This window comes from Streptomyces sp. NPDC096152, assembly GCF_044763235.1.
Classification (GTDB): domain Bacteria; phylum Actinomycetota; class Actinomycetes; order Streptomycetales; family Streptomycetaceae; genus Streptomyces.
Genome location: NZ_JBIWFW010000009.1, coordinates 140097 through 164091 on the forward strand (window position 1 = coordinate 140097; position 23995 = coordinate 164091).

Annotated in this window: 17 protein-coding genes and 1 pseudogene; 8 read left to right on the top strand and 10 right to left on the bottom strand. The window is 76.0% G+C overall.

Translation table 11 applies throughout. The features are described 5' to 3' along the window. Positions 1-4: 4 nt before the first annotated feature. The 5 genes from ACIQ9G_RS28815 to ACIQ9G_RS28835 all read right to left on the bottom strand — a co-directional run bounded on the left by ACIQ9G_RS28815 (position 5) and on the right by ACIQ9G_RS28835 (position 6839). Positions 5-514 carry a universal stress protein gene (locus ACIQ9G_RS28815; RefSeq protein ID WP_403615173.1) on the bottom strand — a complete coding sequence of 170 codons (510 nt, stop codon included), beginning with the start codon at positions 512-514 and terminating at the stop codon, positions 5-7. Between the two features lie 358 nt (positions 515-872). Next, positions 873-3560 (bottom strand): GNAT family N-acetyltransferase, encoded by a 2688-nt coding sequence (locus ACIQ9G_RS28820; protein ID WP_403615175.1) that lies wholly within the window; start codon positions 3558-3560, stop codon positions 873-875. Between the two features lie 101 nt (positions 3561-3661). After that, complete coding sequence (locus ACIQ9G_RS28825) at positions 3662-3967, bottom strand: HypC/HybG/HupF family hydrogenase formation chaperone (protein ID WP_403615177.1); 306 nt, start codon at positions 3965-3967, stop codon at positions 3662-3664. Between the two features lie 5 nt (positions 3968-3972). Beyond that, the gene (hypF, locus tag ACIQ9G_RS28830; protein ID WP_403615180.1) at positions 3973-6291 is read right to left on the bottom strand and encodes a carbamoyltransferase HypF; all 2319 of its coding nucleotides are present in this window, start codon (positions 6289-6291) and stop codon (positions 3973-3975) included. After that, on the bottom strand, positions 6288-6839 hold the full coding sequence (locus ACIQ9G_RS28835; RefSeq protein WP_403615182.1) for a hydrogenase maturation protease: 552 nt from the start codon (positions 6837-6839) through the stop codon (positions 6288-6290). Before ACIQ9G_RS28835 ends, hypF begins: the two co-directional genes overlap by 4 nt. Positions 6840-7044: 205 nt before the next feature. Here ACIQ9G_RS28835 and ACIQ9G_RS28840 point away from each other — a divergent pair, with 205 nt between their 5' ends. The 4 genes from ACIQ9G_RS28840 to ACIQ9G_RS28855 all read left to right on the top strand — a co-directional run bounded on the left by ACIQ9G_RS28840 (position 7045) and on the right by ACIQ9G_RS28855 (position 12339). Next, on the top strand, positions 7045-7914 hold the full coding sequence (locus ACIQ9G_RS28840; protein WP_403615185.1) for a universal stress protein: 870 nt from the start codon (positions 7045-7047) through the stop codon (positions 7912-7914). Positions 7915-7951: 37 nt separating this feature from the next. Beyond that, entirely contained in the window at positions 7952-10327 is a 2376-nt protein-coding gene (locus ACIQ9G_RS28845) for a glycoside hydrolase family 65 protein (RefSeq protein WP_403615187.1), read from the top strand. A gap of 125 nt (positions 10328-10452) precedes the next feature. After that, positions 10453-11358, top strand: coding sequence for a universal stress protein (locus tag ACIQ9G_RS28850; protein WP_403615190.1), 906 nt, complete (start codon positions 10453-10455; stop codon positions 11356-11358). 84 nt (positions 11359-11442) lie between these two features. After that, the gene (locus ACIQ9G_RS28855) at positions 11443-12339 is read left to right on the top strand and encodes a universal stress protein (RefSeq protein WP_403615192.1); all 897 of its coding nucleotides are present in this window, start codon (positions 11443-11445) and stop codon (positions 12337-12339) included. A 155-nt stretch (positions 12340-12494) separates the two neighbouring features. Here the strand turns inward: ACIQ9G_RS28855 and ACIQ9G_RS28860 are convergent, their stop codons facing one another. Continuing rightward, positions 12495-12767 carry a DUF1876 domain-containing protein gene (locus tag ACIQ9G_RS28860; protein WP_403615195.1) on the bottom strand — a complete coding sequence of 91 codons (273 nt, stop codon included), beginning with the start codon at positions 12765-12767 and terminating at the stop codon, positions 12495-12497. Positions 12768-12976: 209 nt separating this feature from the next. Here ACIQ9G_RS28860 and ACIQ9G_RS28865 point away from each other — a divergent pair, with 209 nt between their 5' ends. Then, entirely contained in the window at positions 12977-14038 is a 1062-nt protein-coding gene (locus tag ACIQ9G_RS28865; RefSeq protein ID WP_403615197.1) for an Acg family FMN-binding oxidoreductase, read from the top strand. 81 nt (positions 14039-14119) lie between these two features. Here ACIQ9G_RS28865 and ACIQ9G_RS28870 read toward each other — a convergent pair whose 3' ends face one another. Further along, on the bottom strand, positions 14120-14818 hold the full coding sequence (locus ACIQ9G_RS28870; protein ID WP_403615199.1) for a GerMN domain-containing protein: 699 nt from the start codon (positions 14816-14818) through the stop codon (positions 14120-14122). Positions 14819-15357: 539 nt separating this feature from the next. Next, positions 15358-17646 carry a heavy metal translocating P-type ATPase gene (locus ACIQ9G_RS28875; RefSeq protein WP_403615861.1) on the bottom strand — a complete coding sequence of 763 codons (2289 nt, stop codon included), beginning with the start codon at positions 17644-17646 and terminating at the stop codon, positions 15358-15360. Between the two features lie 418 nt (positions 17647-18064). Here ACIQ9G_RS28875 and ACIQ9G_RS28880 point away from each other — a divergent pair. After that, positions 18065-18939, top strand: a pseudogene (locus tag ACIQ9G_RS28880) (universal stress protein). 135 nt (positions 18940-19074) lie between these two features. Beyond that, a complete protein-coding gene (locus ACIQ9G_RS28885; RefSeq protein WP_403615201.1) occupies positions 19075-19470 on the top strand; it encodes a rhodanese-like domain-containing protein in 396 nt (131 codons plus the stop codon). 82 nt (positions 19471-19552) lie between these two features. Here ACIQ9G_RS28885 and ACIQ9G_RS28890 read toward each other — a convergent pair whose 3' ends face one another. After that, positions 19553-19840 (bottom strand): metal-sensitive transcriptional regulator, encoded by a 288-nt coding sequence (locus ACIQ9G_RS28890; protein WP_392191354.1) that lies wholly within the window; start codon positions 19838-19840, stop codon positions 19553-19555. A 263-nt stretch (positions 19841-20103) separates the two neighbouring features. Here ACIQ9G_RS28890 and ACIQ9G_RS28895 point away from each other — a divergent pair, with 263 nt between their 5' ends. Then, a complete protein-coding gene (locus ACIQ9G_RS28895; protein ID WP_403615204.1) occupies positions 20104-21018 on the top strand; it encodes a universal stress protein in 915 nt (304 codons plus the stop codon). A gap of 239 nt (positions 21019-21257) precedes the next feature. On the opposite strand, the gene adhE is transcribed toward ACIQ9G_RS28895, so the two are convergent. Then, positions 21258-23942, bottom strand: a complete 2685-nt coding sequence (adhE, locus tag ACIQ9G_RS28900) for a bifunctional acetaldehyde-CoA/alcohol dehydrogenase (protein WP_403615207.1) — start codon at positions 23940-23942, stop codon at positions 21258-21260. Between the last annotated feature and the right edge of the window lie 53 nt (positions 23943-23995).

The window sequence follows — 23995 nt, forward strand, 5'->3', positions numbered from 1 at the left end:
TGCCTCAGACGGCGGTGCGGGCCACCTGGCGGGCCCGGCTGCCCCGGGCCGGTCCGGTGGGCCGGCCGGTGGCGGGCACCTCGACCACCGGGACCGTGGCGTGCCGCAGGCACTCACGACCGACCGCGCCGATGGCGCCCTGGTCGCCCGGCCCGTGCAGGGTGCGCCCCAGGGCGAGCAGCAGCGCGCCGCGCGCCCGGTCCAGGAGGACGCGCGCGGCGGGCCCCTCGAGCAGTTCGGCGCGTACGCCCGGGCCCGTCCGCGGGCCGAGGGCGGAGCGCACGGTGTCGGCGAGCAACCGCGCGGCCTCGTCGCGTTCGGCCTCGGCCGTCGGGCGGGCCGACACCGGGGCGTACGGAGCGATGTGCGGCCCCGTGGGCTCCCAGGCGTGTACGGCGACGACCTCCGCGTGCACGGCGCGGGCCTGTTCGGCGGCCCAGCGCAGGGCGGCCGCGGACGCCTCGGAACCGTCGACGCCCACGACGATGTCCCTGCCGGTGGCGAATGCGGTCATGGTCGGCCTCCCTTCAGGACGTCCAGCTTCCACCGTGCCCCGAACCGGACCCCGGGCGCGTGGGCCGACAGGCTCCTCCCGGCGTCCGAGGGTCCCTGGACTCCGCCGTGGCGGGCCCTGTCCCCGCGGCCCGCCGGGCGGGATCCCGCCACCGCGGCGGTCCGTGGCGCACCGGCCCGCGGGGACCGGTGCGCCGTGGCTCACAGTCTGCGCAGCCAGTCGTCGGCCACGCCGTGCAGGGCCTGTTCCACCGGGCGCAGACGCGTGTCGTCCAGCCGGTACGACAGCCGGTCGACGACGTCCACCATCTTCGTGGCCTTCGTCGCTGCTCCTCCTCGAACAGTGGGTCGGTACCCGGTCAGCGCAGGCGGCGCAGATAGGGGTCGTGCGGGTGCCGCGGCACGAGCCGCACACGGACGTCGAGCGCCGTGACGCCGTGCGGTCCGGCCAGCACCGGGTTGAGGTCGGCCTCGGCGAGCTGCGGCAGGTCGCAGGCCATCCGGGACAGGCGGTGCAGCAGCTGCTCCAGCCCCTCGAGGTCGGCGGCCGGGCTGCCGGCGTAGCCGAAGAGCAGCGGGGAGCAGCGCGGGGACGTGATCAGTTCGCGCACGTCCCGGTCGGTGAGCGGGGCGAGCCGCCCCGCGTGGTCGGCGAGCAGTTCGGTGGCGGTGCCGCCGAGGCCGAAGACCACCAGCGGTCCGAACACCTCGTCCTGCACGACCCCGGCGAACAGCTCCGTGCCGCGCTCGGCGAGGGGCTGGACCACCACACCGGTGAGCCGGTCGCCGAACCGGGTGACCAGGTCCCGGTGGGCGGCCCTGACCTGCGGGGCGTTGCGCAGGTCCAGATGGAGGGCGTGCTGCTCGCTCTTGTGCAGCAGCCCCGGCCAGTGGGCCTTCATCACGACGCGCCCGTCGGGTCCGGCCAGCCGCTCCGCGGCGTCGACCGCCTCGTCCTCGTCCCGGGCCCAGGCCCATGGGATCTGCCGGATGCCGTAGCAGCCCAGGAGGGCGGCGGTGGCCGGCGGGTCCAGCCAGTCGCCCTCGGGGTGCTCGTCCAGGAACGCGGCGACGAGCTCGCGCGCCCGGTCGCTCTCCACATCCGTCAGTTCCGGTACGGATCCGGGGAGCTGGTCGAGCCATCGGGCCCGGGCGGCCGCGTGGGCCAGGGCGCGCGCGGCGTCCTCGGCGTCGCTGTACGCGGGCACCGTCCCGTCGTCGTGCGCCGGGAGGAGCTCGACCCGGGCCGCCTGCGCGGGCAGCACCGCGAGCACCGGACGGGGCAGCGGGCCGGGGCGGTGGGTGAGGGACCGCACCAGGTCCTCCCCGGTGGCCGCGGCGAGCGCCGTGGGGACCAGGGCCACCAGCACGGCGTCCACGGCCCCGTGCCGGGCCAGGCGGGCCACGCAGGCGCGGAGCTGCTCCTCGCCGACGGTCGCGGTGGCGTCGACGGGGTTGGTGGCGGTGGCGCCCTCGGGCAGCAGCGCGAGGAGCTCGTCCACCAGCCCCGTGGCGAGCGGCGGTACGACGAGCCCCGCGTCCGCGCACGCGTCGGCGGCGAGCACGCCCGCCCCGCCCGCGTTGCTGACCACGGCGACCCGGGTGCCGGCCGGCAGCGGCTGGGAGTGCAACAGGGCGGCGGCGTCGAGGAGTTCACCGATCGACCGGGTGGCCGTGACCCCGGCCTGGGTGAACAGCGCCCGGCGGGTCATGGTGCGGGTGGCGGCCGCCGCCGTGTGCGACGCCGCGGCCCGGCGCCCCGCCGCCGAGCGTCCGGCGTCCACGGTCAGCACCGGCATGGTGCGGGCCACCCGGCGGGCGGTACGGGAGAAGGCACGCGGGTTGCCGAAGGACTCCAGGTGCAGCAGCGCCAGATCGGTGTGCCCGTCGGCCTCCCACCACTGGAGCATGTCGTTGCCGCTGACGTCGTACTTGTCGCCGAGCGAGACGAAGGTTGACACGCCGATGCCGAGCCGGGCCAGCCCGGCGAGCAGGGCGATGCCGACCCCGCCGGACTGCACGGCGACCCCGGCGGTGCCCGGTCCGGGATGGCGGGCGGCGAAGGTGGCGTCCAGGCGGACGTCCTGCTCGGTGTCGGCCAGGCCCAGGCAGTTGGGGCCCACCAGCCGCATCCCGTACCGGCGGCAGGACCCCAGCAGGGCGCCCGACTGGTGGACGTCGAGGCCGGCCGTGACGACGAGCAGCGCGGCCACGCCGGCCGTGCCGCACTCCTCGGCGACCTGCGGCACGGCCGCCGCGGGGACGGCCACGACGGCGAGTTCGGGCACCTGCGGCAGCACGGCGACAGAGGGGTACGCGTGCACCCCGGCGACGGACCCGGCCTCGGGGTGCACGGCGAACAACCGGCCGGTGTAGGACCCCGTGCGGATGTTGCGCAGGATCGCCCGGCCGACCGAGCCGGGGCGGCGGCCCGCGCCGATCACCGCGACGGACCGGGGCCGCAGCAGGGGCCGCAGGCTGACGAGGTCGGCGGCCCGCCCGCGGGTGTCCACCGCCGTCAAGTAGCTCTCGTCCTCGGTCAGTTCGACCAGGCAGTGCACCTCGGGCCCGTCGAAGCGGCGGGTGACGCGCAGTCCGAGGTCGTGGAACACCTTCAGCATGGCGTGGTTCTCCGCCAGGGCGTCGGCGGTGAAGGCGGGGATGCCCGCGGTGCGGGCGGCGTCCGCGAGGTGTTCGAGCAGCAGGGTGGCCACACCGCGGTGGTGCCAGTCGTCGGCGACGGCGAGCGCGACCTCGGCGGCGGTGCCCTCCGGGTCGGCCTCGTACTCGGCGAGGCCCACCAGACGGCCCGCGTGCTCGGCCACCAGGGCCTCGTGGCCGGGGCGTCGCGGCGCGGCGGCACGGTCGGCGGCCTGCCGGGCGGAGGCGCGGCTGAGGGAGAAGAACCGCAGCCGCAGGTTCGTGTCGGACATCTCCTCGTACAGGCGCAGCAGTTGGTCGTGGTCGCCCGGGACCGCCCGCCGGATCCGGACGGTGGTGCCGTCGGTCAACAGGGCGTGGACGGGTGGTTCCTGGGTGTCGGTCATCGCACTCTCCCTCCGGGGCCGTCTGCTTCAGCCTCGTGCGGGCGTGCCCGGCCCCCCAGGGGCTGACCGGGCACGAGACCGGGCCGACCGGCCCACCGGAATCACCCGGGCGGGCCCGGGTGATTGGGGCCCGGCGGTTCCGGCGTCCGGGCCGGCAGGGGCTCTCCCAGTTCGTTCTCCACGGCGTCGGCCATCGCGCGCAGCACCTCGAGGGTGCGTTCGGCCTCGGCCTCGTCGATCCGGGTGATGGCGAAGCCGACGTGCACGACGACGTACGCGCCCACGCCCGCCTCCGGGGTGTAGGCGAGGCACACCTCTCGGCGCACCCCGCCGAAGTCGGCCGTGCCCATGCGTACGCCCGCCTCCTCGCGGACGTCGGTGATCCGGCCGGGGATGCCCAGGCACATCGCGTTCACTCCTCCCGCGCGAGCAGGGCGGACGCCACCGCCGCCTGCCCGTAGCTGATGCCGCCGTCGTTGACCGGGACGGCGTGGCCGGTCAGGACCCGCAGGCCCCGGGCGCGCAGCAGCCGGCCCACCTCGGCCAGCAGCCGCCGGTTCTGGAAGCAGCCGCCGCCCAGGCACACCGTGCGCGGGCCGCCCGCGGCGACGGCGTGCCCGACGAGCGCGTCGGTGACCGCCGCGACGGTGCCGTGGAAGGCGGCGGCCAGACGCGCCACGGGAACGCCGGCCGACCGCCCTTCGAGGAGGGCGGTCAGCGTGGGGGAGGGGTCGTACACCCACAGCGGGTCCGCCCGCACCAGCCGCCACGGCAGCGCGCCGGCGCGCAGGCCACCCGCGGCGCTCTCCAGCGCCACGGCCGCCTGCCCCTCGTAGGACACCGTGTCCCCGAGGCCGAGCAGGCTCGCCACGGCGTCGAACAGCCGGCCGGCGCTGGAGGCCCGGGGGCAGCGCACGTCCCGCTCCACCATGGCCCGGACCGCGCGCACCGTCCGTGGGTCGAGACGGTCCGTGAACGGCCGGACCAGCGCGTGCCCCGGCCTGGGCACGCCGAGCGGCTCCGACCCGTGCAGGTAACCGAGCGCCATCCGGGCCGGATGGCGGACCGCGGCCTCGCCACCGGGCAGCGGCGCCCGCGCGAAGCGTCCCACCCGGCGGTAGCCGGTCAGGTCCGCGACCAGGACCTCGCCGCCCCACAGGGTGCCGTCGTCGCCGAGGCCGAGCCCGTCGTAGGCCACCCCGACGAAGGGCCCGGTCAGCCCGTGCTCTGCGGCCACCGCCGCCACGTGCGCGTGATGGTGCTGCACGGCCACGCGGCGCTCCACGGGCAGCTCACGGGCCCACCGGGTGGACAGATAGCCCGGGTGCGGGTCGTGCGCGACGACGGCGGGAGTGATCCGGGTGAGCCGCGCGAGATCGGCGTACGACGTCTCGAACGCCTCGAACGTCGCCGCGTCCGCCAGGTCCCCGGTGTGCGGCCCGAGGTGCGCCCGTCCGTGCTCGGCCAGGGTGAGTGTGTGCTTGAGCTGGGCGCCGGCGGCCACCAGGGGCGGCGCGGCCGGAATCGGGAGAGGCAGGGGCGCGGGCGCGTAGCCGCGAGCCCGCCGCAGCACCAGCGTGCGGCCGCGCACCACGTGGACGACCGAGTCGTCGTAGCGGGCGCGGATCGGGCGGTCGTGCGTGAGGAAGCCGTCCGCCACCCCCGCCAGCGCCCGCCGTGCCGCCCGCTCGTCCGTGGCGATGGGCTCGTCGGACAGGTTGCCGCTGGTGACGACCAGCGGCCGGTCCAGCTCACGCAGCAGCAGATGGTGCAGCCCGGTGGTGGGCAGGAAGAGACCGACCCGGCCCGTGCCCGGGTGCACCTGCGGGGCGAGGCCGCGGCCCGGACCGGCCCGGCGCGGGGAGCGGGCGGCGAGCAGCACCACGGGCCGCTGCGGCGAGGTCAGCACCTCCTCCTCCGCGCGGCCCACCCGCGCCAGCCGCCGTACGGCCGCGAGGTCGCGCACCATGACCGCGAACGGCTTGGCCGGCCGCCGCTTGCGGCGCCGCAGCTCGGCCACCGCGGCCGGGTCGCCGGCGTCGCACACCAGCTGATAGCCGCCGAGCCCCTTCACGGCGACGATCCGGCCGTCGGCCACCGCCCCGACCGCCGCCCGCAGCGCGTCCTCCCCCCGCGCGTCCTGCCAGGCGAGCCGCGGACCGCAGCGGGGACACGCCAGAGGCTCGGCGTGGAAACGCCGGTCCGCGGGGTCCGCGTACTCGGCCGCGCACGCCGGACACAGCCCGAAGCGGCGCATGGCGGTGCGCGCGCGGTCGTACGGCAGGTCCTCGATCACGGTGGCGCGGGGGCCGCAGTCGGCGCAGTTGACGAAGGGATGGCGGTAGCGCCGGTCCGCCGGGTCGGACATCTCCCGCAGACAGGCCGCGCAGACGGCGGCGTCCGGCGGCACCTCGCGCGGCGCCGCGGCCGGGTCCGTCCGGCTCGCCCGCACGGCGAACCCGCTGCCGCGGGCCGGAGCCTCGCCGCCGGGACTCTCCCCGACCTCCACGCGGCGGACCGCGGACAGCGGCGGCGGATGCGCCCGGATGCCCGCCACCAGCGCGCGCACCGCCGCGGGTCCGCCGGCGGCGACCAGCTCGACGTGGCCGTCCACGTTGCGCACCCAGCCGTCCAGGCCGAGCGCGGTCGCCGACCGGTGGACGTAGGGCCGGAAGCCGACTCCCTGGACCCGCCCGAACACCTCGACGCGCCGGATGATCCGCCCGGTCACGGCCCGTCCTCCGCGCCCGGCACGTCCTCGCCGCCGTCGTCCCCGCGGTCGTCGCGGGCTTCCCGGGCGCGGTACCGGAGGATCTCCTCCTCCACGCTGCGCGCCAGCTCGTCCACCCGTGCCGCGACCGGGGCCGACAGACCGGTCCCCAGCGACTGGTCGGCGCCCTCGACGGCGTACACCACCAGGCGGTCGGGCAGCCGGTCCAGGGCCCGGGACAGTTCGACCGCCTCGCCCAGGCCCAGGCCGTGCGAACTGGTCGATCCGGTCCGCGGCAGCCGCGCCGCGTCCAGCACCAGCCGGTGGACCCGGCCCGGACGCGGCGGGTGCGCGTGCGCGGCGTCGAGGACGACGGCGAGCCCGGCGTTCTCCCACAGTCCGAGCAGCCGCGCCGGCTCGCCGTCACAGGTCTCCAGGGCGGTCCCCGGCGGCAGCGGACGGCCGGCGGCACGCTCCGCCAGGCGGTCGACCACGGCCCAGCCGACACCGTCGTCGTGGCGGAAGGAGTTTCCGACCCCGACGACCACGATCCGGGGCGTCACGGGCATCCTGCCGCTCCCTCGTTCCGGGCCGCGCGATCCCTCACCACGGGCCACGCGACCAGCGTGGTCCCGCCGCGGTGTGCGACGGCATGGGCCGAACGTCCCGGGAAGGGGCCGAACCGCCCCTCGTGGCCGACGGCACCGGGTGCGACGGTCGACAGTGGGATCTTTGCCGCACGGCGTGGCAGCCCGGCGAAAGGCGGTGGGCACGATGGATCTGCCCTTGGTCGTCGGCGTCGACGGATCGGATCCGAGTCTGACGGCGATCGACTGGGCGGTGGACGAGGCCGCCCGGCACGGTCTGCCGCTGCGGCTGGTGTACGCCTCCCTCTGGGAACGCTACGAAGGCACCTACCCGACGGGCAGCCGGGACCGGCCCTCCGAGCAGGTCATGGCCGAGCACATCGTCGCCTCCGCGGCGGAGCGGGCCCAGCGGCGCGACGCGGACGTGAAGGTGTCCACCGAGATCGTCCCCGAGGAAGCCGTCTCCGCCCTGCTGCGCGAGGCCAACAACGCCTCCGCCCTGGTGACCGGCTCCCGCGGCCGCGGCGAGCTGAAGGGGCTGCTCCTCGGCTCGGTGAGCCTGGCCGTCGCGGGCCGGGCGCACTGCCCGGTGATCGTGGTCCGCGGCGACCCGGCCGGCCTGGCCGGCACCCACGAGCGGATCCTGCTCGGCCTGGGAGACCCCGACACGGGCACCGAGGCCGTGCGGTTCGCCTTCCGCGAGGCCGAGGCCCGCGGCGGCGTCCTCGACGTCGTCCGCGCCTGGCGCTGCCCCGCGCAGGAGGCGTCCGACCGGGCGGCCGAGGAACCGGCGCGCGTCCACGAGGAGCGGGCCCTGGCCCTGCTCGACGAACTGCTGCGCGAGCCGATGGCCGACCACCCGGCGGTCCGGGTGCGCCGCGCCACGGTCGAGGGCCCGGCCCGCCGCGTCCTGGTGGACCGCTCGGCCGCCGCCGACCTCGTGATCGTCGGAGCCCGGCGCCGGGTGGGCCACTTCGGCCTCCAGCTCGGCCGGGTGAGCCACACGCTGCTGCACCACGCGCTGTGCCCCGTGGCGGTCGTGCCGCAACGGGTGTGACCCGCGCACCCGCCCCGCCCGAAGGGGGACCACCGCAGTGACGGGCCGGACCTGGGAGTACGACGGCTACCGCCCCGCGGACGAGCGGCTCAGGGAGTCGCTGTGCGCGCTGGGCAACGGCTACTTCGCCACCCGCGGCGCGCTCCCCGAGTGCGCCGCGGACGACGTGCACTATCCGGGTACCTACGTGGCCGGCTGCTACAACCGCCTCACCTCGCGCGTCGCGGGCCGCCGCGTCGAGAACGAGGACCTGGTCAACCTGCCCAACTGGCTGCCGCTGCGCTTCCGGACCGACGGCGGCGCCTGGCTCACCCCGGACACGGCGCCGGTGCTGGAGCACCGGCAGGTGCTGCACCTGGAGTCGGGTCTGCTGGAGCGGCGGACCCGGTTCGCGCTCGACGGGGGCCGCGCGCTGTCCGTGCGCCAGCAGCGCCTGGTGTGCCTGGCCGACGCCCATCTGGCGGCCCTGCGCACCGAGTTCACGGTCGAGGGCGGCACCGAGGACGTCGGCCTCGACGTCGAGGCGGCCCTCGACGGCGGCGTCGTCAACGCCGGCGTGCGGCGCTACCGGGACCTGGAGGGCCGCCACCTGACCCATGTGCACACCGGCACGTCCGCCCCCGGCACCGTGTGGCTGCGGTGCCGGACCCGCACCTCCGACATCCGCATCGCCATGGCCACCCGCCTCACCGCCGACGCGCCCGTCGCGACCCGGCACGAGCCCCCGCGGGCCCTGCAGGACGTGACGCTGCGCCTGACGCCCGGACGCACCGTCACCGTCGACAAGACCGTCGCCGTGCACACCTCGCGCGACCCCGCCATCAGCGACCCGCTGCGCGCCGCGATCGACCGGGTGGCCGCGGCCGCCGGCTTCGAGGAGCTGCTGGAGGCCCACCTCACCGCCTGGGACCTGATGTGGCGCCGCGCCGACCTCGACGTCCCCGGGGAACCCGGCCGCATCCTGCGCCTGCACCTCTTCCACGTCCTGCAGACCCTCTCCCCGCACACCGCCGACCTCGACGTGGGCGTGCCCGCCCGGGGCCTGCACGGGGAGGCCTACCGCGGCCATGTGTTCTGGGACGAGCTGTTCGTGCTGCCGTACCTGAACCTGCACTTCCCCGAGGTCTCCCGTGCGTTGCTGCGCTACCGCCACCGGCGCCTGGAGGCGGCCCGCTCGGCGGCGCGCGCGCTCGGCCGGCGCGGCGCGATGTACCCGTGGCAGAGCGGCAGCGACGGACGGGAGGAGACGCAGCGGCTGCACCTCAACCCCCGCTCCGGGCGCTGGCTGCCGGACAACTCGCGGCTCCAGCACCACGTCGGCTCGGCGGTGGCGTACAACGTGTGGCAGTACTGCGAGGCCAGCGGGGACGCGGAGTTCCTGCACACCAAGGGCGCCGAGATGCTGCTGCAGATCGCCCGCTTCTGGGCGGACTCGGCCACCTGGGACGACAGCCTGCGCCGGCACCGGATCCTGGGCGTGATGGGCCCCGACGAGTACCACGACACCTACCCGGGCGCCGTCCGGCCCGGCCTCGACGACAACGCCTACACCAACGTCACCGCCGCCTGGGTGCTCACCCGCGCGCTGGAGACGATGCGGATCCTGCCCGAACCGCGCCGGCGCGAGCTCGTCGAGCGCATCGGCCTGGACGGCGGCGAGCTGGAGCAGTGGGAGGACGTCTCCCGCACCCTGTACGTCCCCTTCCACGACGGCGTCGTCAGCCAGTTCGAGGGCTACGGCGACCTCGCCGAACTCGACTGGGACGACTACCGCAAGCGGTACGACGACATCCGCCGCCTGGACCGGATCCTGGAGGCGGAGGGCGACAGCGTCAACCGCTACAAGGCCTCCAAACAGGCCGACGTGCTCATGCTCGGCTACCTGTTCTCCCCCTGCGAACTCCGTTCCGTCCTCGACCGGCTGGGCTACCGCATCGACGACGACGTCTGGCTGCGCACCGTCGACTACTACCTCGCCCGCACCAGCCACGGCTCCACCCTCAGCGGCCTGGTGCACGGCTGGATCCTCAGCCGGGTCCGGCGCTCCGGCGCGTGGACCTACTGCCAGGAGGCGCTGCGCGCCGACATTGCCGACGTGCAGGGCGGCACCACCGGCGAGGGAATCCACCTCGGCGCCATGGCCGGCACGCTCGACCTCGTCCAGCGCGGGCTGACCGGCCTGGAGACCCGCGAGGGCGCCCTGTGGCTCGACCCGGTGCCGCTGCCCGAGCTGTCCTCCTACGGTTTCGCCATCCGCTACCAGGGCCACTGGGGCGTACGGCTGCGGATGGGGCACGGCGGCATGGAGATCGCCGTGCCCCCGTCGGACCGCTCGCCGATCGAGGTCCGGCTGGCCGACCGCGACGTCTGCGTCCAGCCGGGGGAGACCTCCCACCTGGTGCTTCCGGAATGAGAGCGGCGACCGCGAGGAGGAGGGGCCGGTCGGGCCCCGGCGGGGACCTGACAGCCCCTGCCCGCCCGGCGGGATCGGCGGGACGCTGACAGCGGGAGTTGACCTGAGCTCAGGAGGTGGGCGTCATGCTTCCGCCCGTTGTCGCAGGAGTCGACGGTTCCGCGGAGAGCCTGTCCGCCGCGGAGTGGGCGGCCCGCGAGGCCGTGCGGCGCGACCGGCCGCTGCTGCTGTTCCACGCCCGCAGCTGGCACCCCCGCGAGGGGGAGGGGGCGACCGCCGACGCGGCCCAGCGGCATCTGGCGGCCCGCGTCCTGCGCGAGGCCGAACGGCAGGTCCGCCGGGCCTGCCCCGGCCCGCCGCACGTGTACACCGAGCAGGCCGAGGGCCCGGCCACCGCGGCCCTGCTGAAGGCGGCCGAGCAGGCCGAGCTGCTGGTGCTCGGCTCCCGCGGGCTGAGCGGCTTCACCGGGTTCGTCGTGGGCTCGGTGGCCCTCGGCGTGGTGGCCAGGTCGGTGCGCCCCGTCGTCCTCGTACGGGCCGGGGAGGAGGCGGCGGACGAGCACCTTCCGGCGGACGACGGCAGCGCCTCCGTCAGCACCGGATACCGGGACGTGGTGCTCGGCGTCGACGTCGGCGACCCCTGCGACGAGGTCGTGGAGTTCGCCTTCGAGCAGGCCCGGCTGCGCCGCGCGCCGCTGAGGGCCCTGTACGCCTGGCAGGCGCCCAGCCCCATCGCCCTCGGGCCCGGCGACGTCGGCCTGATGAGCGACCCGCAGCAGGCCGAGGAGTGGCTGGGGTTCCTCACCGCCCTCCTGCAGGTGTGGCGGGAGAAGTACCCGGAGGTGGAGGTCCGGCAGACGGTGGTGGAGGACCGGCCGGCCGGCGCCCTCATGCGGGCGGCCACCGGAGCCGGGCTCCTGGTCGTCGGCCACCGCCTCGTCGAGCGGCCCGTGGGCCCGCGCACCGGCCCGGTCACCCACGCCGCGATCCACCACGTCGGCTGCCCCGTCGCCGTCGTACCGCACTTCTGAGCCGCATCCGCACGGGCCGCGGCGAAAGCCGGCGGGAGCCCGCCGGCCCCCGTGCCGCCACAGGGACCATGGGAGGTGACGGTCATGCCGAAGCCGGTCGTGGCCGGTCTGGACGGTTCCCGCGAGAGCCTCGCCGCGGCCCACTGGGCGGCGAGAGAGGCCCTGCGCCGGGGACTGCCGCTCCGGCTGGTGCACGCCTGGGAGGGGCTGCCCGACCGGGACGCCGCCGCGGGCCTGCCCGAGGTGCGGGTGCCGCAGTTCCAGGCACGCCGGGTGCTGCGCGCCGCCGCCGACCAGTTGAGCGAGCTGTACCCGCAGCTCTCCATCGCGGCCGAGCAGGTGCGCAGGCAGCCCGGTCCCGCCCTCCTCGACGAGGCGGAGCACGCCGAGCTGCTGGTTCTCGGCAGCCAGGGACTCGGCTCGGTCGGCGGGTTCGTCGCGGGGTCGGTCGCGATGTCCACCGTGGCGCACGCCGACCGGCCGGTCGTCCTGGTCCGCGCCGAGGAGACCGCGGAGTCCGAACACCTGCCGGACGGCACCGGGAATCCGTCGGTGCGCACGCCCCTGCGGGACGTCGCGGTCGCCGTCGACGTCGGCGGACCGTGCGACGACGTCCTGGAGTTCGCCTTCCGCGCCGCCGAGCTGCGCCGGGCACCGCTGCGCGTCGTCCACGCCTGGCACGTCCCGTTCACCGAGGGCCTCCCGGACGCCGGGCACCGGGCCCGGATCCGGCAGGAGGCGGAGCGGGAGCTCACGGCCCTGGTCGAGCCGTGGCGGCCGAAGTTCCCGTCCGTGTTCGTCGAGGAGACCCTCCACGAGGGACGGCCGGCCCACGAGCTCGTACGGGCCGCGGCCGGGGCGGGGCTGCTGGTGGTGGGCCGGCGCAGGAGGCACGCCGCGGTCGGCTCGCACACCGGCCCGGTCGCCCACGCCCTGATCCATCACGTCACCCGCCCGGTCGCGCTGGTGCCGCACGACTGACGGCCCCGGGGCGCGGCGGAGCGCGGCACAGGACGGCGCGTCACCCGGTGAGGTGACGCGCCGTCCTGTGCCCGCGTACGCGAGTGCGCCTCCCGCCCGGACCGGCGGGCTCCGTCATGCCTGCACGGGACTCCCGCCCGGACCGGCGGGGACCGTCATGCCTGCACGGAGCCCGCGTCCACGGGTCCGGCCAGCTCCACGATGTCGTCGGCCGCCACGTCGTGCAGCCGGACGGAGAGGTCCTCCAGAGCCCTGCTGACCGCCAGTTCGTCGCCGATCTCGGGGATCGGCCGGTCGATCGGGTTGCGCCGGGCCGCCCCGCGTCCGGTGACGGTCGCGGTGTCGCGGGTGGTGAGCACGGCTCGCGCGTGTGTGTCGTCGCCGTCCTCGGTGATGAAGATCTGCACGGTCCACTGCTTGGCTTCCATGATGATCACTCCCGTACGAGCGTCGCTCCCTTTCCTCACCCTGCGCCCCCGCACCCGGCGGCACCAGAGCCGAACGGCCCCTCCGGACCGCGCCGGGGCTCCCGGGCCGAAAGGCCCCTCGGCCCGGGAGGGGGTCGAGCGGCCCATGCCACCGGGCCCGGCGCGGGCCGACCATGAAAGGAGGACGCACCAGAAGGGCGGCTTCGCTCATGTCCGTCGCCAGCGCACGCCCCAGCCACGCCAGCACCTACCTCGTCCGCGCGGCCGTCACCGCACCCTCGGTCCACGACACCCAGCCCTGGCTCTTCGTCGCGAACGGGGACCGGGCCATCGAGCTGCACGCCGACGTCGACCGGCGGCTGCTGCTCACCGACCCCTTCGGCCGGGAGATGGTGATCAGCTGTGGCGCGGCCCTGTTCAACGTCCGGCTCGCCATGCGGCACCTGGGCTTCAAGCCTGTCGTCCAGCCCTTCCCCGACCCCCGGGACCCGGCCTTCCTCGCCCGGGTCACCTGGGGGGCCTACGCCGAGGCCACCTCCGAGGAGCAGGGCATGTACGCCGCCCTGCGCCGGCGCCACACCGTGCGCGGGCCGTTCCTCACCGACCCGCTGCCCTCCCACCTGGTCGACGCGCTGAGCGTGCAGGCCCACGGAGAGAGCGCCGGGCTGCACCTCGTCGACGACAGCACGAGCCGCCGGCACCTGGCCGAGCTGGTACGGGCCGGCCAGGACGTGCACCGCACCGACCCCGCGCACCACCCCGAACAGGCGCTGTGGACCTGGCGCCTGGGGCACCCGCGGCGCGAGGGGATCCCGGCCGGCGCGGCCGGCGGGCCCCCCGACAGCGGTGCCGGCGGCCGGCCCCCCGAGGGCGGCAGCGGCGGCCGGCCCACCGGCGGTGACAGCGGCGCCGAAGCCCCCGGCAGCGGCGGACCCGCGGGACGGGACTACGCGGGCCTCACCCGCATGTTCCCCACCCCGCCCCGCCGGTGGCCCGCCCGCACCGGGCTGGTCGCCGTCCTGGGCACGGACCGGGACGACCGGTCGGCCTGGCTGAGAGCCGGTCAGGCCCTCGAACGGATCATGCTGTTCGCGGCCGCCCGGGACGTCATGGCGGCCTTCCACACCCAGCCCCTCGAACTTCCCTGGCTGCGCGAGCAGGTGCGGCAGACGCTCAGCGCGGGCGAGTTCCCGCAGATGATCCTCCGCCTCGGCTACGCGCCCGGCGCCCGGCCGCTGCCCCGGCGCCCGCTCACGGAGGCGCTGCGCTAGTGCTGTGACCTCCACGGCACGGGCGAGGCGCCGGCGCACGGCGGCGGCACCGCCCGGGAGGCGCCGCCACGGGTCCGGCGGTCAGCGCCGCACGGTCAGCGGCACGGTGTCGACGGTCACCGGCCTGCCGTCCGCGGGCGAGAGGAAGTACGCCTTCAGCAGGCCGGGGCCGGTGCGGACGGCCTTGCAGGGGAACGTCACGTCGAAGGTGCCGCGGGTGCCGGTGCCCGACGTGGCGCGCACCATGACGTCGGCGGCGGTGCGGCCGGTGGTGTCGGTGACCCTCAGCCGGAAGACGGCCTCGAAGGTGTCGGCGCTGCCCCGCACCCGGAGCGGACTGCCGACGGAGTCGCCGGTCATCGGCGACTCCATCAGGACTGCCGGGGCGAGATCCTCGAAGTCGGCCCGCCCCACGGGCCCGTTGAGCACGACGCCCTCCCCGCCGAAGTGCCGCACCGGCGTGCCGTCGAGCGCGAACCGCACCTTCCGCACGCCGGGGAAGCGGGTGACCGTGAACACGACCTGCGCGAGCCGCGCCCGCAAGGACAGGCTGCCGCCGCCGCCGTCGTCGTACCGGCCGGACAGGTCGACGGTGGCGACGCGGTCGCGGATCACGACGGAGCGCAGCGCGGTCCCGGACGGGATGGCCGTGGTGCGGCCGTGCGCCCGTTCGTAGCGGCCGGGCCCGGCCAGCAGGGCCCGGACGGCATCGGCGGCGGTGGCCGGGGCGGTCACGGTGCGCGGGGCGGGCGAGACCTGCTCGCCGTGCAGGAAGTACACGCCGGTGCGGACACCGCGCGCCCCGCCCGCCGCCCCACCGCCGGCCGGGGGCCGGGCCGGTCCGGTGAATGTCCCTGTTCCGGGTCCCGTGCCTCCGGGGTGGCCGCCGACGGACGGTGCGGGCGCTCCGGAAGCGCTCGCCGACGGATCTGTCGAGGTCCCCCCGGAGGTCCCTCCCGGCGTCCCGGTGGCCGAGCCGGCCGACCGGCCGCCGTCCTGCCCGCCGGGACCCGTGCCCGTACCGCACGCGCCGACGACGAGGAGCGGCAGTGTCAGCGCCGCGGTGCACACCCATGGACGCCGCCCGCGAGCGCGCGGAGCCGAAGTCACACTGTTCATGGCATCCTCCTCCCACACCTCCAGCGAAGCGCCGGGCGAGGCCGCCCTCCAGGGACCGGTCGGCACTGCCGCCGGGCCGTCCGGCGGGCCACGCCGACCGACCGGCCCACCGCGCGAGGCACCTGTGGCAGATCGGACAGGCCTTACCACGCCGGGAGTTGACCGGGCGTCATCCCGCCGGACCGGCCGGGCGTCACCCCTCAGGGAGCGAGGGAGAAGTAGTTCTCCTCCTCCTGGGTGAAGTGCAGCCGGAGCACGGTGTGCAGGCCGTACAGGCAGGCCCGCAGGTCCTCCAGCTGCTCCGGTGCGAGCCCGCCGTCCGCGTCCGCGAGCGTGAGATGGGTGGCGATGCGCCGGGCCAGCCGTTCGATCTCCGCGTGGGCGCGGCTCATGGTGGCCGTCGCCTCGGGCCCGCCGAGGGTGGGCATCAGCGCCGGGTACAACTGGTGCTCCTCGGCGTACTCGTGGGGCAGCAGCCGCTCGGTGAGCAGCCGGTGCACCTCGCGGACCGAGGCGAGCGCCTGCGCGCCGCCGCCGTCGGCGAGCTGCGCCGCGGCGCCGCGTACGGCCTCCAGGACGTCCTGGAGGTCGTCGTGTTCGGCGGCGAAGCGCCGGATCAGGGCCTCCGTGGCGGGTTCCAGGGTGGGCCGGGCCGCCTGGTCGACCCGCAGGGCCCGCAGCGCGTTGAGGATGACGGCCACGTCGATGCCCTCCTGAAGCAGGGCTCCCACGGCGGGCGGCAGGAGTCCCACGGCCGCCGCGGCCATCGCCGCCAGGGACATCACCATGCCGCCGAGAGCGCTCTGCACGGCGATGCGCCGGGCGCGGACGGCGATGGCGACGGCGTCGGCCAGCGGGTCCACCCGGTCCGTGGTCAGGACGATGTCGGCGGCCTCGGAGGAGGCGGTGGAACCGCGTGCTCCCATCGCCACCCCCACGGTCGCCGCGGCCAGGGCGGGCGCGTCGTTGACGCCGTCGCCCACCATCACCGTGACCGCGCGCTCCCGCTCGGCGCGGACGGCGGCCACCTTGTCGGCCGGGGCGAGTTCGGCGCGTACGTCGTCCAGACCGAGGACGGCGGCGACCTCGCGGGCGGGCTCGGGCCGGTCGCCGGTGAGCATCACGATCCGCTCCATGCCCGCGGACCGCAGACGGCGCAGCGTCCGGGGCGCGTCGTGGCGGATCGGGTCGCGCAGGAGGACGGCGCCCATGGGCACGCCGTCCACGGTGAGCCAGGCGACGGCGGCGCCGTCCAGCAGGGCCCGGTTCTCGACGGTCCGGGCCCACGCCGGAGGCTGGACGCCGGGTTCCAGACGGCCCACGGTGGTCGGCCGGCCCTCGACGACTCCGCGGGCCCCCCGGCCCGCCTCCTCCGCCACGTCCGTCACCTCGGCCGGCTCCAGCCCGCGCTCCCGGGCCGCGTCGACGATGGCGTGCGCCAGGACGTGCGGCGAGTACTGGTCGACCGTCGCCGCCAGGCGCAGCACGTCGGCGGGCTTCCAGCCGGGCGCCGCGGACACGTCGAGCACGCGCGGGCGGCCACCGGTGAGCGTGCCGGTCTTGTCGAGCAGCAGGGTCCGGGCCCGCCCGAGGTTCTCCAGGGCGCCGCCGTCGCGGACCACCACGCCGAGGCGGGACGCCCGGGACAGGCCGGAGACGATGGCCACCGGCGCGGCGAGCAGCAGCGGGCACGGCGTGGCGACCACCAGCACCGCGACCGCCCGCACCGCGGAGCCGCTGAGCAGCCAGGCCAGGCCGGCGGTCGCCACGGACAGCGGCAGGAACCAGGCCGCGTAGCGGTCGGCCAGCCGCACCACGGGCGCCGACTCGGCGCCCGCCTGCTGGGCCAGCCGTACGATCTCGGCGTACGTGCTGTCCTGCTCGGTCGCCGTCGCGCGCAGCTCGAAGGCGCTGCCCGCGTTGACCACGCCGCTGCGCACCGTCTGGCCGTGCACCCGCTCCACGGGCGCGGACTCCCCGGTGAGCACCGACTCGTCGAGCACCGCCGTGGCGCCCACCACCAGGCCGTCGACCGGGACGACCTCTCCGGGCCCGACGACGAGCAGGTCGCCGACGGCGACCTCGGCGAGTGGCACCGTGCGGACCTCGCCGTCGGCGCGCCGCCGGGCGGTGCGCGGGGCGTGCTCCAGCAGGGCCCGCAGGTCGTGGGACGCCCGCTGCTGGGCCGCGGCCTCCAGGGCGCGGCCGGTGGCGAGCATCAGGGCGATCAGAGCGCCGGCCAGGTACTCGCCGACCGCGAGCGTGCCGCCGAGCGCCAGCACCGCGATGAGATCCACCCCGGCGCGGCCCTGCCGCAGCGCTCCCAGCACCCACCCCACGGCGGGTCCGACGGCGGCGATCGTGCCGAGCGCCCAGCACAGGTCGGCCCGGCTGCTCTGGCCGAGCAGCCAGAAGACGCCGCCGGCCGCCAGGGCCGCGGTCGTGACGGCCAGGAGGACCGGTTCGAGCCAGGAGGACGGGGTCAGCACCGAGGCGGGGCGGGGGACCTGCTGCTCCGGCTCGGTGCGGCGCACGGCGGTCCTCATCGCAGCCGCCGCCCGGCCCGGGCACGGAGGACGGCCGTCACCCGCGCGGCAACGCCGTCGGCTGCGGCGGCGACGGGTCCGGTCATGGCGCGCACCTCCTGTGGGCAGCGGTGGGGACCGGCCGGACGGTCCGACGCGGCTTCCGGTGCGGAGCGTCCGGGGCGGCCTCGCGGCGGTCTCTCCTCCAGGGTCCCGGCGGCCCGCGTGCCGGATCCAGGGCCGGATGGCACGCGCCGTGTCCCCGTCCGGCCCCTGTGAGGGGCGTCCCGGGCCGCACCCCCGTGACCGCGGCGGAGAGCGCCCGGCTCCCCGTGCGGGCCCTGGCGCTGTGACGGACGCTGGGCGGGAAGGAGGTGCCGTCATGGCGGACCCGGTGGTGGTCGGGGTGGACGGTTCGCCGTCGAGCCTGGACGCGGTGGAGGTGGCGGTGCGGGAGGCCGCGCTGCGTGGTGTGGGGCTGCGCGTGGTGCACGCCTTCGGCTGGCCGTCGCTCCATGTGCCGCCGGGCGGCACGCCCTGGAACCCGGCCGCGGCGGGGGTGCGCGACCTGGTGGACGGCACGCTCGGCGCCGCCGAGGAGCGGGCCCGCCGGGCGGCGCCGGGGGTGGAGCTGACGCGGGAGGTGACCGTCGGCGAGCCGCTGATGGTCCTGGAACTGGAGTCGCGCACGGCCTCGCTCGCAGTGGTCGGCAGCCGCGGCCTGAACGCCTTCGGCAGCCTGCTGCTCGGCTCCACCGCCGTGCACCTGGCCGCCCACGGCCACTGCCCGGTCCTCGTGGTGCGGGGCCTGCCGGACGCCACGGGTCCCGTCCTGCTGGCGGTCGACGGCTCCCCGGCGGCCGAGGGCGCCGCGGAGTTCGCCTTCGCCGAGGCCTCCCTGCACGGTGCCGACCTGGTGGCCCTGCACGTCTGGAACACCTGGACCGAGCGGGCCTACGACGGTCCCGGCGCTTCATGACGTACGACGAGGAACGCCTGCGCGCGGAGGAGGAGCGCGTCCTGGCCGAGGCGGTCTCCGGCCACCAGGAGCGGTACCCGGAGGTCACCGTGCACCGCCGGCTGGTCCGGGGCCGGATCCGCGCCACCCTGGTCGACGCGAGCGCCGATGCCCGGCTCGTCGTGGTCGGTGCCCGCGGCCGGGGCGGCTTCGCGGGCCTGCTGCTGGGATCGGTCAGCCAGGCCGTCCTGCACCACGCCCACCGTCCCGTCGCCGTGGTCCGCTCCGGCGAGAGGTGACGTCGCGGCCTCCGCGGGACGGCCGAAATGTCTCGCGGGGCGGCCTTCCCAGGGGGCGGCCCGCTGCACCAGAATACCCCTGGGGGTACAGTGCCGAGCCGGAAGGCACCGGGAGAAGGGGGAAGGCACGTGCCGATGCGCCTGTTCCGTCGGGGCCCCGGCAGGGTCACCGCGCGCGAGGCCGCCGAGCGCACCGGTCACACACCGGCCGGCCGCGGCGGCGCGCCCGCGGCGCCGGGCGGGTCCGTGCTCCTGGACGTGCGGGAAGGGCACGAGTGGCGCTCCGGCCACGCCCCCGGAGCGACGCACCTGCCGCTGTCCGCGCTCGCCGCGGGCGCGCCCCTGCCGCCCGGGACGGGCGGCCGCCCGCTGGTGGTCATCTGCCGCTCCGGTCAGCGCTCCCGGAAGGCCGCCGCGCTGCTGACCGCCCGCGGCGCCGCCGCCGTCGACGTCGTCGGCGGGATGCGGGACTGGGTGCGGGCCGGACTGCCCGTGGTGGACCAGCGCGGCGAGGACGGCACGATCGCGTGACCCGTGCCACGGGCGGCCGACGCGGCACTGCGCGCGCCGCCCGGGCTCAGGGCGGCGTCAGGAAGAGCCTCTCCGTCCGGGCTCAGGCCAGCGACAGGAAGAGCTTCTCCATCCGGGCGCGCATCTGGGTGGCGTCGGCGCCGTTCGTCCGCCCGGCCTCGATGTCCGCCACACACTTCTGCAGGCCGGTCGCGATGATCGCGAAACCGGCGCGGTCCAGCGCCCGCGAGGCGGCGGCGAGTTGCGTCACGACCTCTTCGCAGTCCCGGCCCTCCTCGATCATCCGGATCACCCCGGAGATCTGGCCCTGCGCGCGACGCAGCCGATTCAGTACGGCCTTCAGGTCGGCGCCCTCGAGTTCCAGGTCCACGTCCACTCCTCGCAAAATACCCCGAGGGGTACTGTACGTCCCCTTTCGGGTCCGCGTCGACCATCTCCGACTCGTCGCGGGGCCGCGGTGACCGGGAACGTCCCGGGCCGGTGCCGAGCACCGAGGGTACCCCTGGAGCGTATCCGGTGACGGCGAACACTCTTTCGACGGCCGGTCGGCGCCCCGGGAAGGACCTCTGGTCCCTGCTGTCACAGGCCGTCGATCACCACAGTGGAGCCAGACCCTGAAGGAGGTCAGCTTCCATGTCCCCCACCTCTGCCCTGCCCGTCGTCGCCGGCCTGGACGGCAGCCGGGCCGGCTCCGCGGCGGCCGACTGGGCCGCCCGCGAAGCCCTGCTGCGCGGTGTCCCCCTGCGTCTCGTGCACGCCTGGGACCACATTCCCACTCCGTACGCCACCCTGGCCGGGGTGGCCGTGCCGCCGGACCCGGACTGGTCCGAGCGGCTGCTGGCCGAGGCCCGGGCGTCCCTCGCGCGCCGTCACCCGGAGCTGCGGATCGACACCGCCCGCGTCTCCGGGGACCCCGCGACGGCGCTGGTGGCCGCCGCCTCCGAGGCCGAACTGCTCGTGCTCGGATCGCGCGGCCGGACCAGGACCGCCGGCCTCCTGCTCGGCTCCGTCAGCCGCGCCGTGGTCGCCCGGACCGAGCACCCGGTCGTCCTGGTCCGGTCCGACGGCTCCGCCGAGCCGGCCGAGGACGACTCCCTCGCCGTAACCGGCGAACCGGTGCCGGACGGCGACGTGGTGGTCGGGGTGGATCCGGACCGGCCCGACGACACCGTCCTCGCGTTCGCCTTCGACGCCGCCGCGCGGCGCGGCACCGGTCTGCGGGTGATCCACGGACGGACCCCGGCGGCGGAGCACTCCGCCGAGGGCTTCCCGCGGGCGGACGACCTCGCCGCCGCCCCCGCACCCCTGGAAGGGGCGCCGGCCGACGTGCTGCGCCCCTGGCAGCGGAAGTTCCCCGGCGTGCCGGTGACCGCGCAGGCCGTGGTCGGCCGGGCGGGCTCGCACCTGGTGGACGCCTCCCGGCACGCCGCCCTGCTCGTCGTCGGGCGGGCCGGGCGCCAGGCCGCGCTCGGCGCGCACATCGGGCCCGTCACCGACGCGGTCCTCCACCACGCCGCGGCGCCGGTCGCGGTCGTCCCGCACGACTGACCCCGACGGCCGCCGCCGCGGCCACGGACAGCAGGCGGCGGTCCTCCGGGACGTCCGTCCCGCGCCGCGCCGCACGAAGAACACGCAGAACACGCAGACCACGAAGAAGCCGGGCCAGGGCCGGAAGGACCTGGCCCGGCTTCTTCGCTTCGGGGAGGACGCCGCTTCGAGAGACCTCCGGGAGGACATCCGGAAGATCGCGGCGCCACAGCGGGACGGCGCTGCCGCCCGGCCGCCCCTCAGCCGTAGTAGGCCGCGCGCATCAGCCCCTCCATGTCGGCGAGCATCGGCATCCGCGGGTTGGCGGGCGCGCACTGGTCCTCGTAGGCGTTGAGCGCCTGCTGGGGGAGTGCCGCAAGGAAGGACCGCTCGTCGATGCCGAGGTCCCGGAACGCCGGCTCGATCCCGACGGCGTCCCGCAGTTCCTCCACCGCGCGGGCCAGGGACTCCACGCCCTCCTCCGGGGTCGCGGCGGGCAGGCCCAGGGCTCCGGCGATCTCCTGGAAGCGTTGCGGGGCACGGTAGTCCTCGTACTTGGGCCAGCCCGTCAGCTTCGTCGGGACCGTGCCGTTGTAGCGGATGACGTGCGGCAGCAGGATCGCGTTGGTGCGGCCGTGCGCGACGTGGAAGGTGGCGCCGAGGGTGTGCGACATGGCGTGGACGATGCCGAGGAAGGCGTTGCCGAAGGCCATGCCCGCGATGGTGCCCGCGTTGTGCATCTTCTCCCGGGCCTCGGGCCGGCCGGCCCGGTCGGTCACCGCGGCCTCGATGTTGCCGAAGATCAGGCGGATCGCGTGCAGGGCGAGCCCGTCGGTGAAGTCGTTGGCGTAGACGGAGACGTACGCCTCGACGGCGTGCGTGAGCGCGTCGAAGCCGCTGTCCGCGGCCAGCGCCGGGGGCAGCGCGGTGGTGAGCAGCGGGTCGACGATCGCCACGCTCGGGGTGAGCGCGTAGTCGGCCAGCGGGTACTTCTTGCCGCTCGCGGGGTCGGAGATGACGGCGAACGGGGTGACCTCCGCGCCGGTGCCGGAGGTGGTGGGCACGCACACCAGCCGGGCCAGCGCACCCGGCGTGGGGAAGCGGAAGGCGCGCTTGCGGATGTCGGAGAACTTGTGCCGCATGTCCGCGAAGTCGATGTCGTGGCCCGCGGCCTGCTGCTCGTACAGCAGCCACATCACCTTCGCCGCGTCCATGGGCGAGCCGCCGCCCAGCGCGATGATCGTGTCCGGCCGGAAGTCGCCCATCAGCCGCGCGCCCCGCCGTACGGAGTCGATGCTGGGCTCCGGCTCCACGTTGTCGATCACCTGGACGGTGACCGGCTCGTGCCGTCGTTGCAGCACGCGGTTGACGCGGTCGACGAAGCCGAGGCGGGTCATCGTCGCGTCGGTGACGATCGTGACGCGGTGCACGTCGGGCATGGAGGCCAGGTAGCGGAGGGACTGCGGCTCGAAGTAGATCTTCGGCGGCACCTTGAACCACTGGAGGTTGTTGCGGCGGGTGCCGACCCGCTTGACGTTCAGCAGCTGGGCGGCCGAGACGTTGTTGGACACCGAGGTGCTGCCCCAGGAGCCGCAGCCCAGGGTCAGCGACGGCAGCAGGCTGTTGTAGATGCCGCCGATCGCGCCCTGCGAGGACGGCGCGTTGACGATGACCCGCACCGTCTTCATGCGCCGGCCGTACGCCTCCGCCAGCTCCGGGTCCTCGGTGTGGATGACGGCGCTGTGGCCCTGGCCGTGGAAGGCGACCATGTCGGCGGCCAGGTCGAAGCCCCGCCGCTCGTCCTCGGCCCGCAGCACCGCCAGCACGGGGCAGAGCTTCTCCCGGGTCAACGGCTCGTCCGGGCCGACCCGTTCGGCCTCCACCAGGATGACCGAGGTGTCCTCCGGCACGGAGAATCCGGCCTGTTCGGCGATCCAGGCCGGACTGCGGCCCACGGCGGCCGAGTTGACCCGTGGCTCGCAGCCGCCGCCGGCGGGACCGGCGGCGGGGAAGAGGAAGCTTTCCAGCTTCGCCTTCTCCTCGGCGGTGGCCAGATGGGCGTGCAGGGCCCGGAACTCGGCCAGTGCCGCGTCGTAGATGCCGGAGTCGAGGATGACGGCCTGTTCGGAGGCGCAGATCATGCCGTTGTCGAAGGACTTGGACAGCACCAGGTCGTTGACGGCCCGGCGGAGCCTGGCGTCGCGGTGGACGTACGCCGGCACGTTCCCGGCGCCGACGCCGAGGGCCGGCTTGCCCGCGGAGTAGGCGGCCCTGACCATCGCGTTGCCGCCGGTGGCCAGGATCAGCGAGACCCCCGGGTGGTGCATGAGGACGCGCGTGGCCTCCACGGACGGGGACTCGATCCACTGCACGCAGTGCTCGGGAGCGCCCGCGGCGACGGCGGCGTCGCGCACGGTCCTCGCCGCCTCGGCGCTGCACCGCTGCGCGGAGGGGTGGAAGGCGAAGACGATCGGGTTGCGGGTCTTCAGCGCCAGCAGCGCCTTGAAGATCGTGGTGGAGGTCGGGTTGGTGACCGGTGTGACCGCGCAGACCACGCCGACCGGTTCCGCGATCTCGACCATGTCCTCGATGTCGTCCCGCGCTATGACCCCGACGGTCCTCATGGGGCCCATGCTGTGCGTGACGTGCTCGCAGGCGAACATGTTCTTCGCGGCCTTGTCCTCGAACACCCCGCGGCCGGTCTCCTCCACCGCGAGGCGCGCCAGCGCGGTGTGCCGGTCGAGCGCGGCGACCGAGGCCTTCCTGACGATGTGGTCGACCTGCTCCTGGGTGAGGGCGTCGTAGTCGGCGAGCGCCTTGAGACCGGCCGTGACCAGCCGGTCGACGGCTACCGCGGTGTCGGAGGGCACCTCGGTGGCGACAGCGTTGTCGGAGCGCTCCTCGGCGGCGATCGCGGTGTCGGTCCCGGCGTCGTGTCGGGTCATGGGGGTGTGCCTCCACTCTGGGGGTCGCCGTGGATCCGCGGCGGCATACGGAC

Coding starts and splice junctions, on each gene's coding strand:
- ACIQ9G_RS28815 (WP_403615173.1), bottom strand. CDS start 514: ATGACCGCATTCGCCACCGGCAGGGACATCGTCGTGGGCGTCGACGGT.
- ACIQ9G_RS28820 (WP_403615175.1), bottom strand. CDS start 3,560: ATGACCGACACCCAGGAACCACCCGTCCACGCCCTGTTGACCGACGGC.
- ACIQ9G_RS28825 (WP_403615177.1), bottom strand. CDS start 3,967: ATGTGCCTGGGCATCCCCGGCCGGATCACCGACGTCCGCGAGGAGGCG.
- ACIQ9G_RS28835 (WP_403615182.1), bottom strand. CDS start 6,839: ATGCCCGTGACGCCCCGGATCGTGGTCGTCGGGGTCGGAAACTCCTTC.
- ACIQ9G_RS28840 (WP_403615185.1), top strand. CDS start 7,045: ATGGATCTGCCCTTGGTCGTCGGCGTCGACGGATCGGATCCGAGTCTG.
- ACIQ9G_RS28850 (WP_403615190.1), top strand. CDS start 10,453: ATGCTTCCGCCCGTTGTCGCAGGAGTCGACGGTTCCGCGGAGAGCCTG.
- ACIQ9G_RS28855 (WP_403615192.1), top strand. CDS start 11,443: ATGCCGAAGCCGGTCGTGGCCGGTCTGGACGGTTCCCGCGAGAGCCTC.
- ACIQ9G_RS28860 (WP_403615195.1), bottom strand. CDS start 12,767: ATGGAAGCCAAGCAGTGGACCGTGCAGATCTTCATCACCGAGGACGGC.
- ACIQ9G_RS28865 (WP_403615197.1), top strand. CDS start 12,977: ATGTCCGTCGCCAGCGCACGCCCCAGCCACGCCAGCACCTACCTCGTC.
- ACIQ9G_RS28885 (WP_403615201.1), top strand. CDS start 19,075: ATGCGCCTGTTCCGTCGGGGCCCCGGCAGGGTCACCGCGCGCGAGGCC.
- ACIQ9G_RS28895 (WP_403615204.1), top strand. CDS start 20,104: ATGTCCCCCACCTCTGCCCTGCCCGTCGTCGCCGGCCTGGACGGCAGC.
- adhE (WP_403615207.1), bottom strand. CDS start 23,942: ATGACCCGACACGACGCCGGGACCGACACCGCGATCGCCGCCGAGGAG.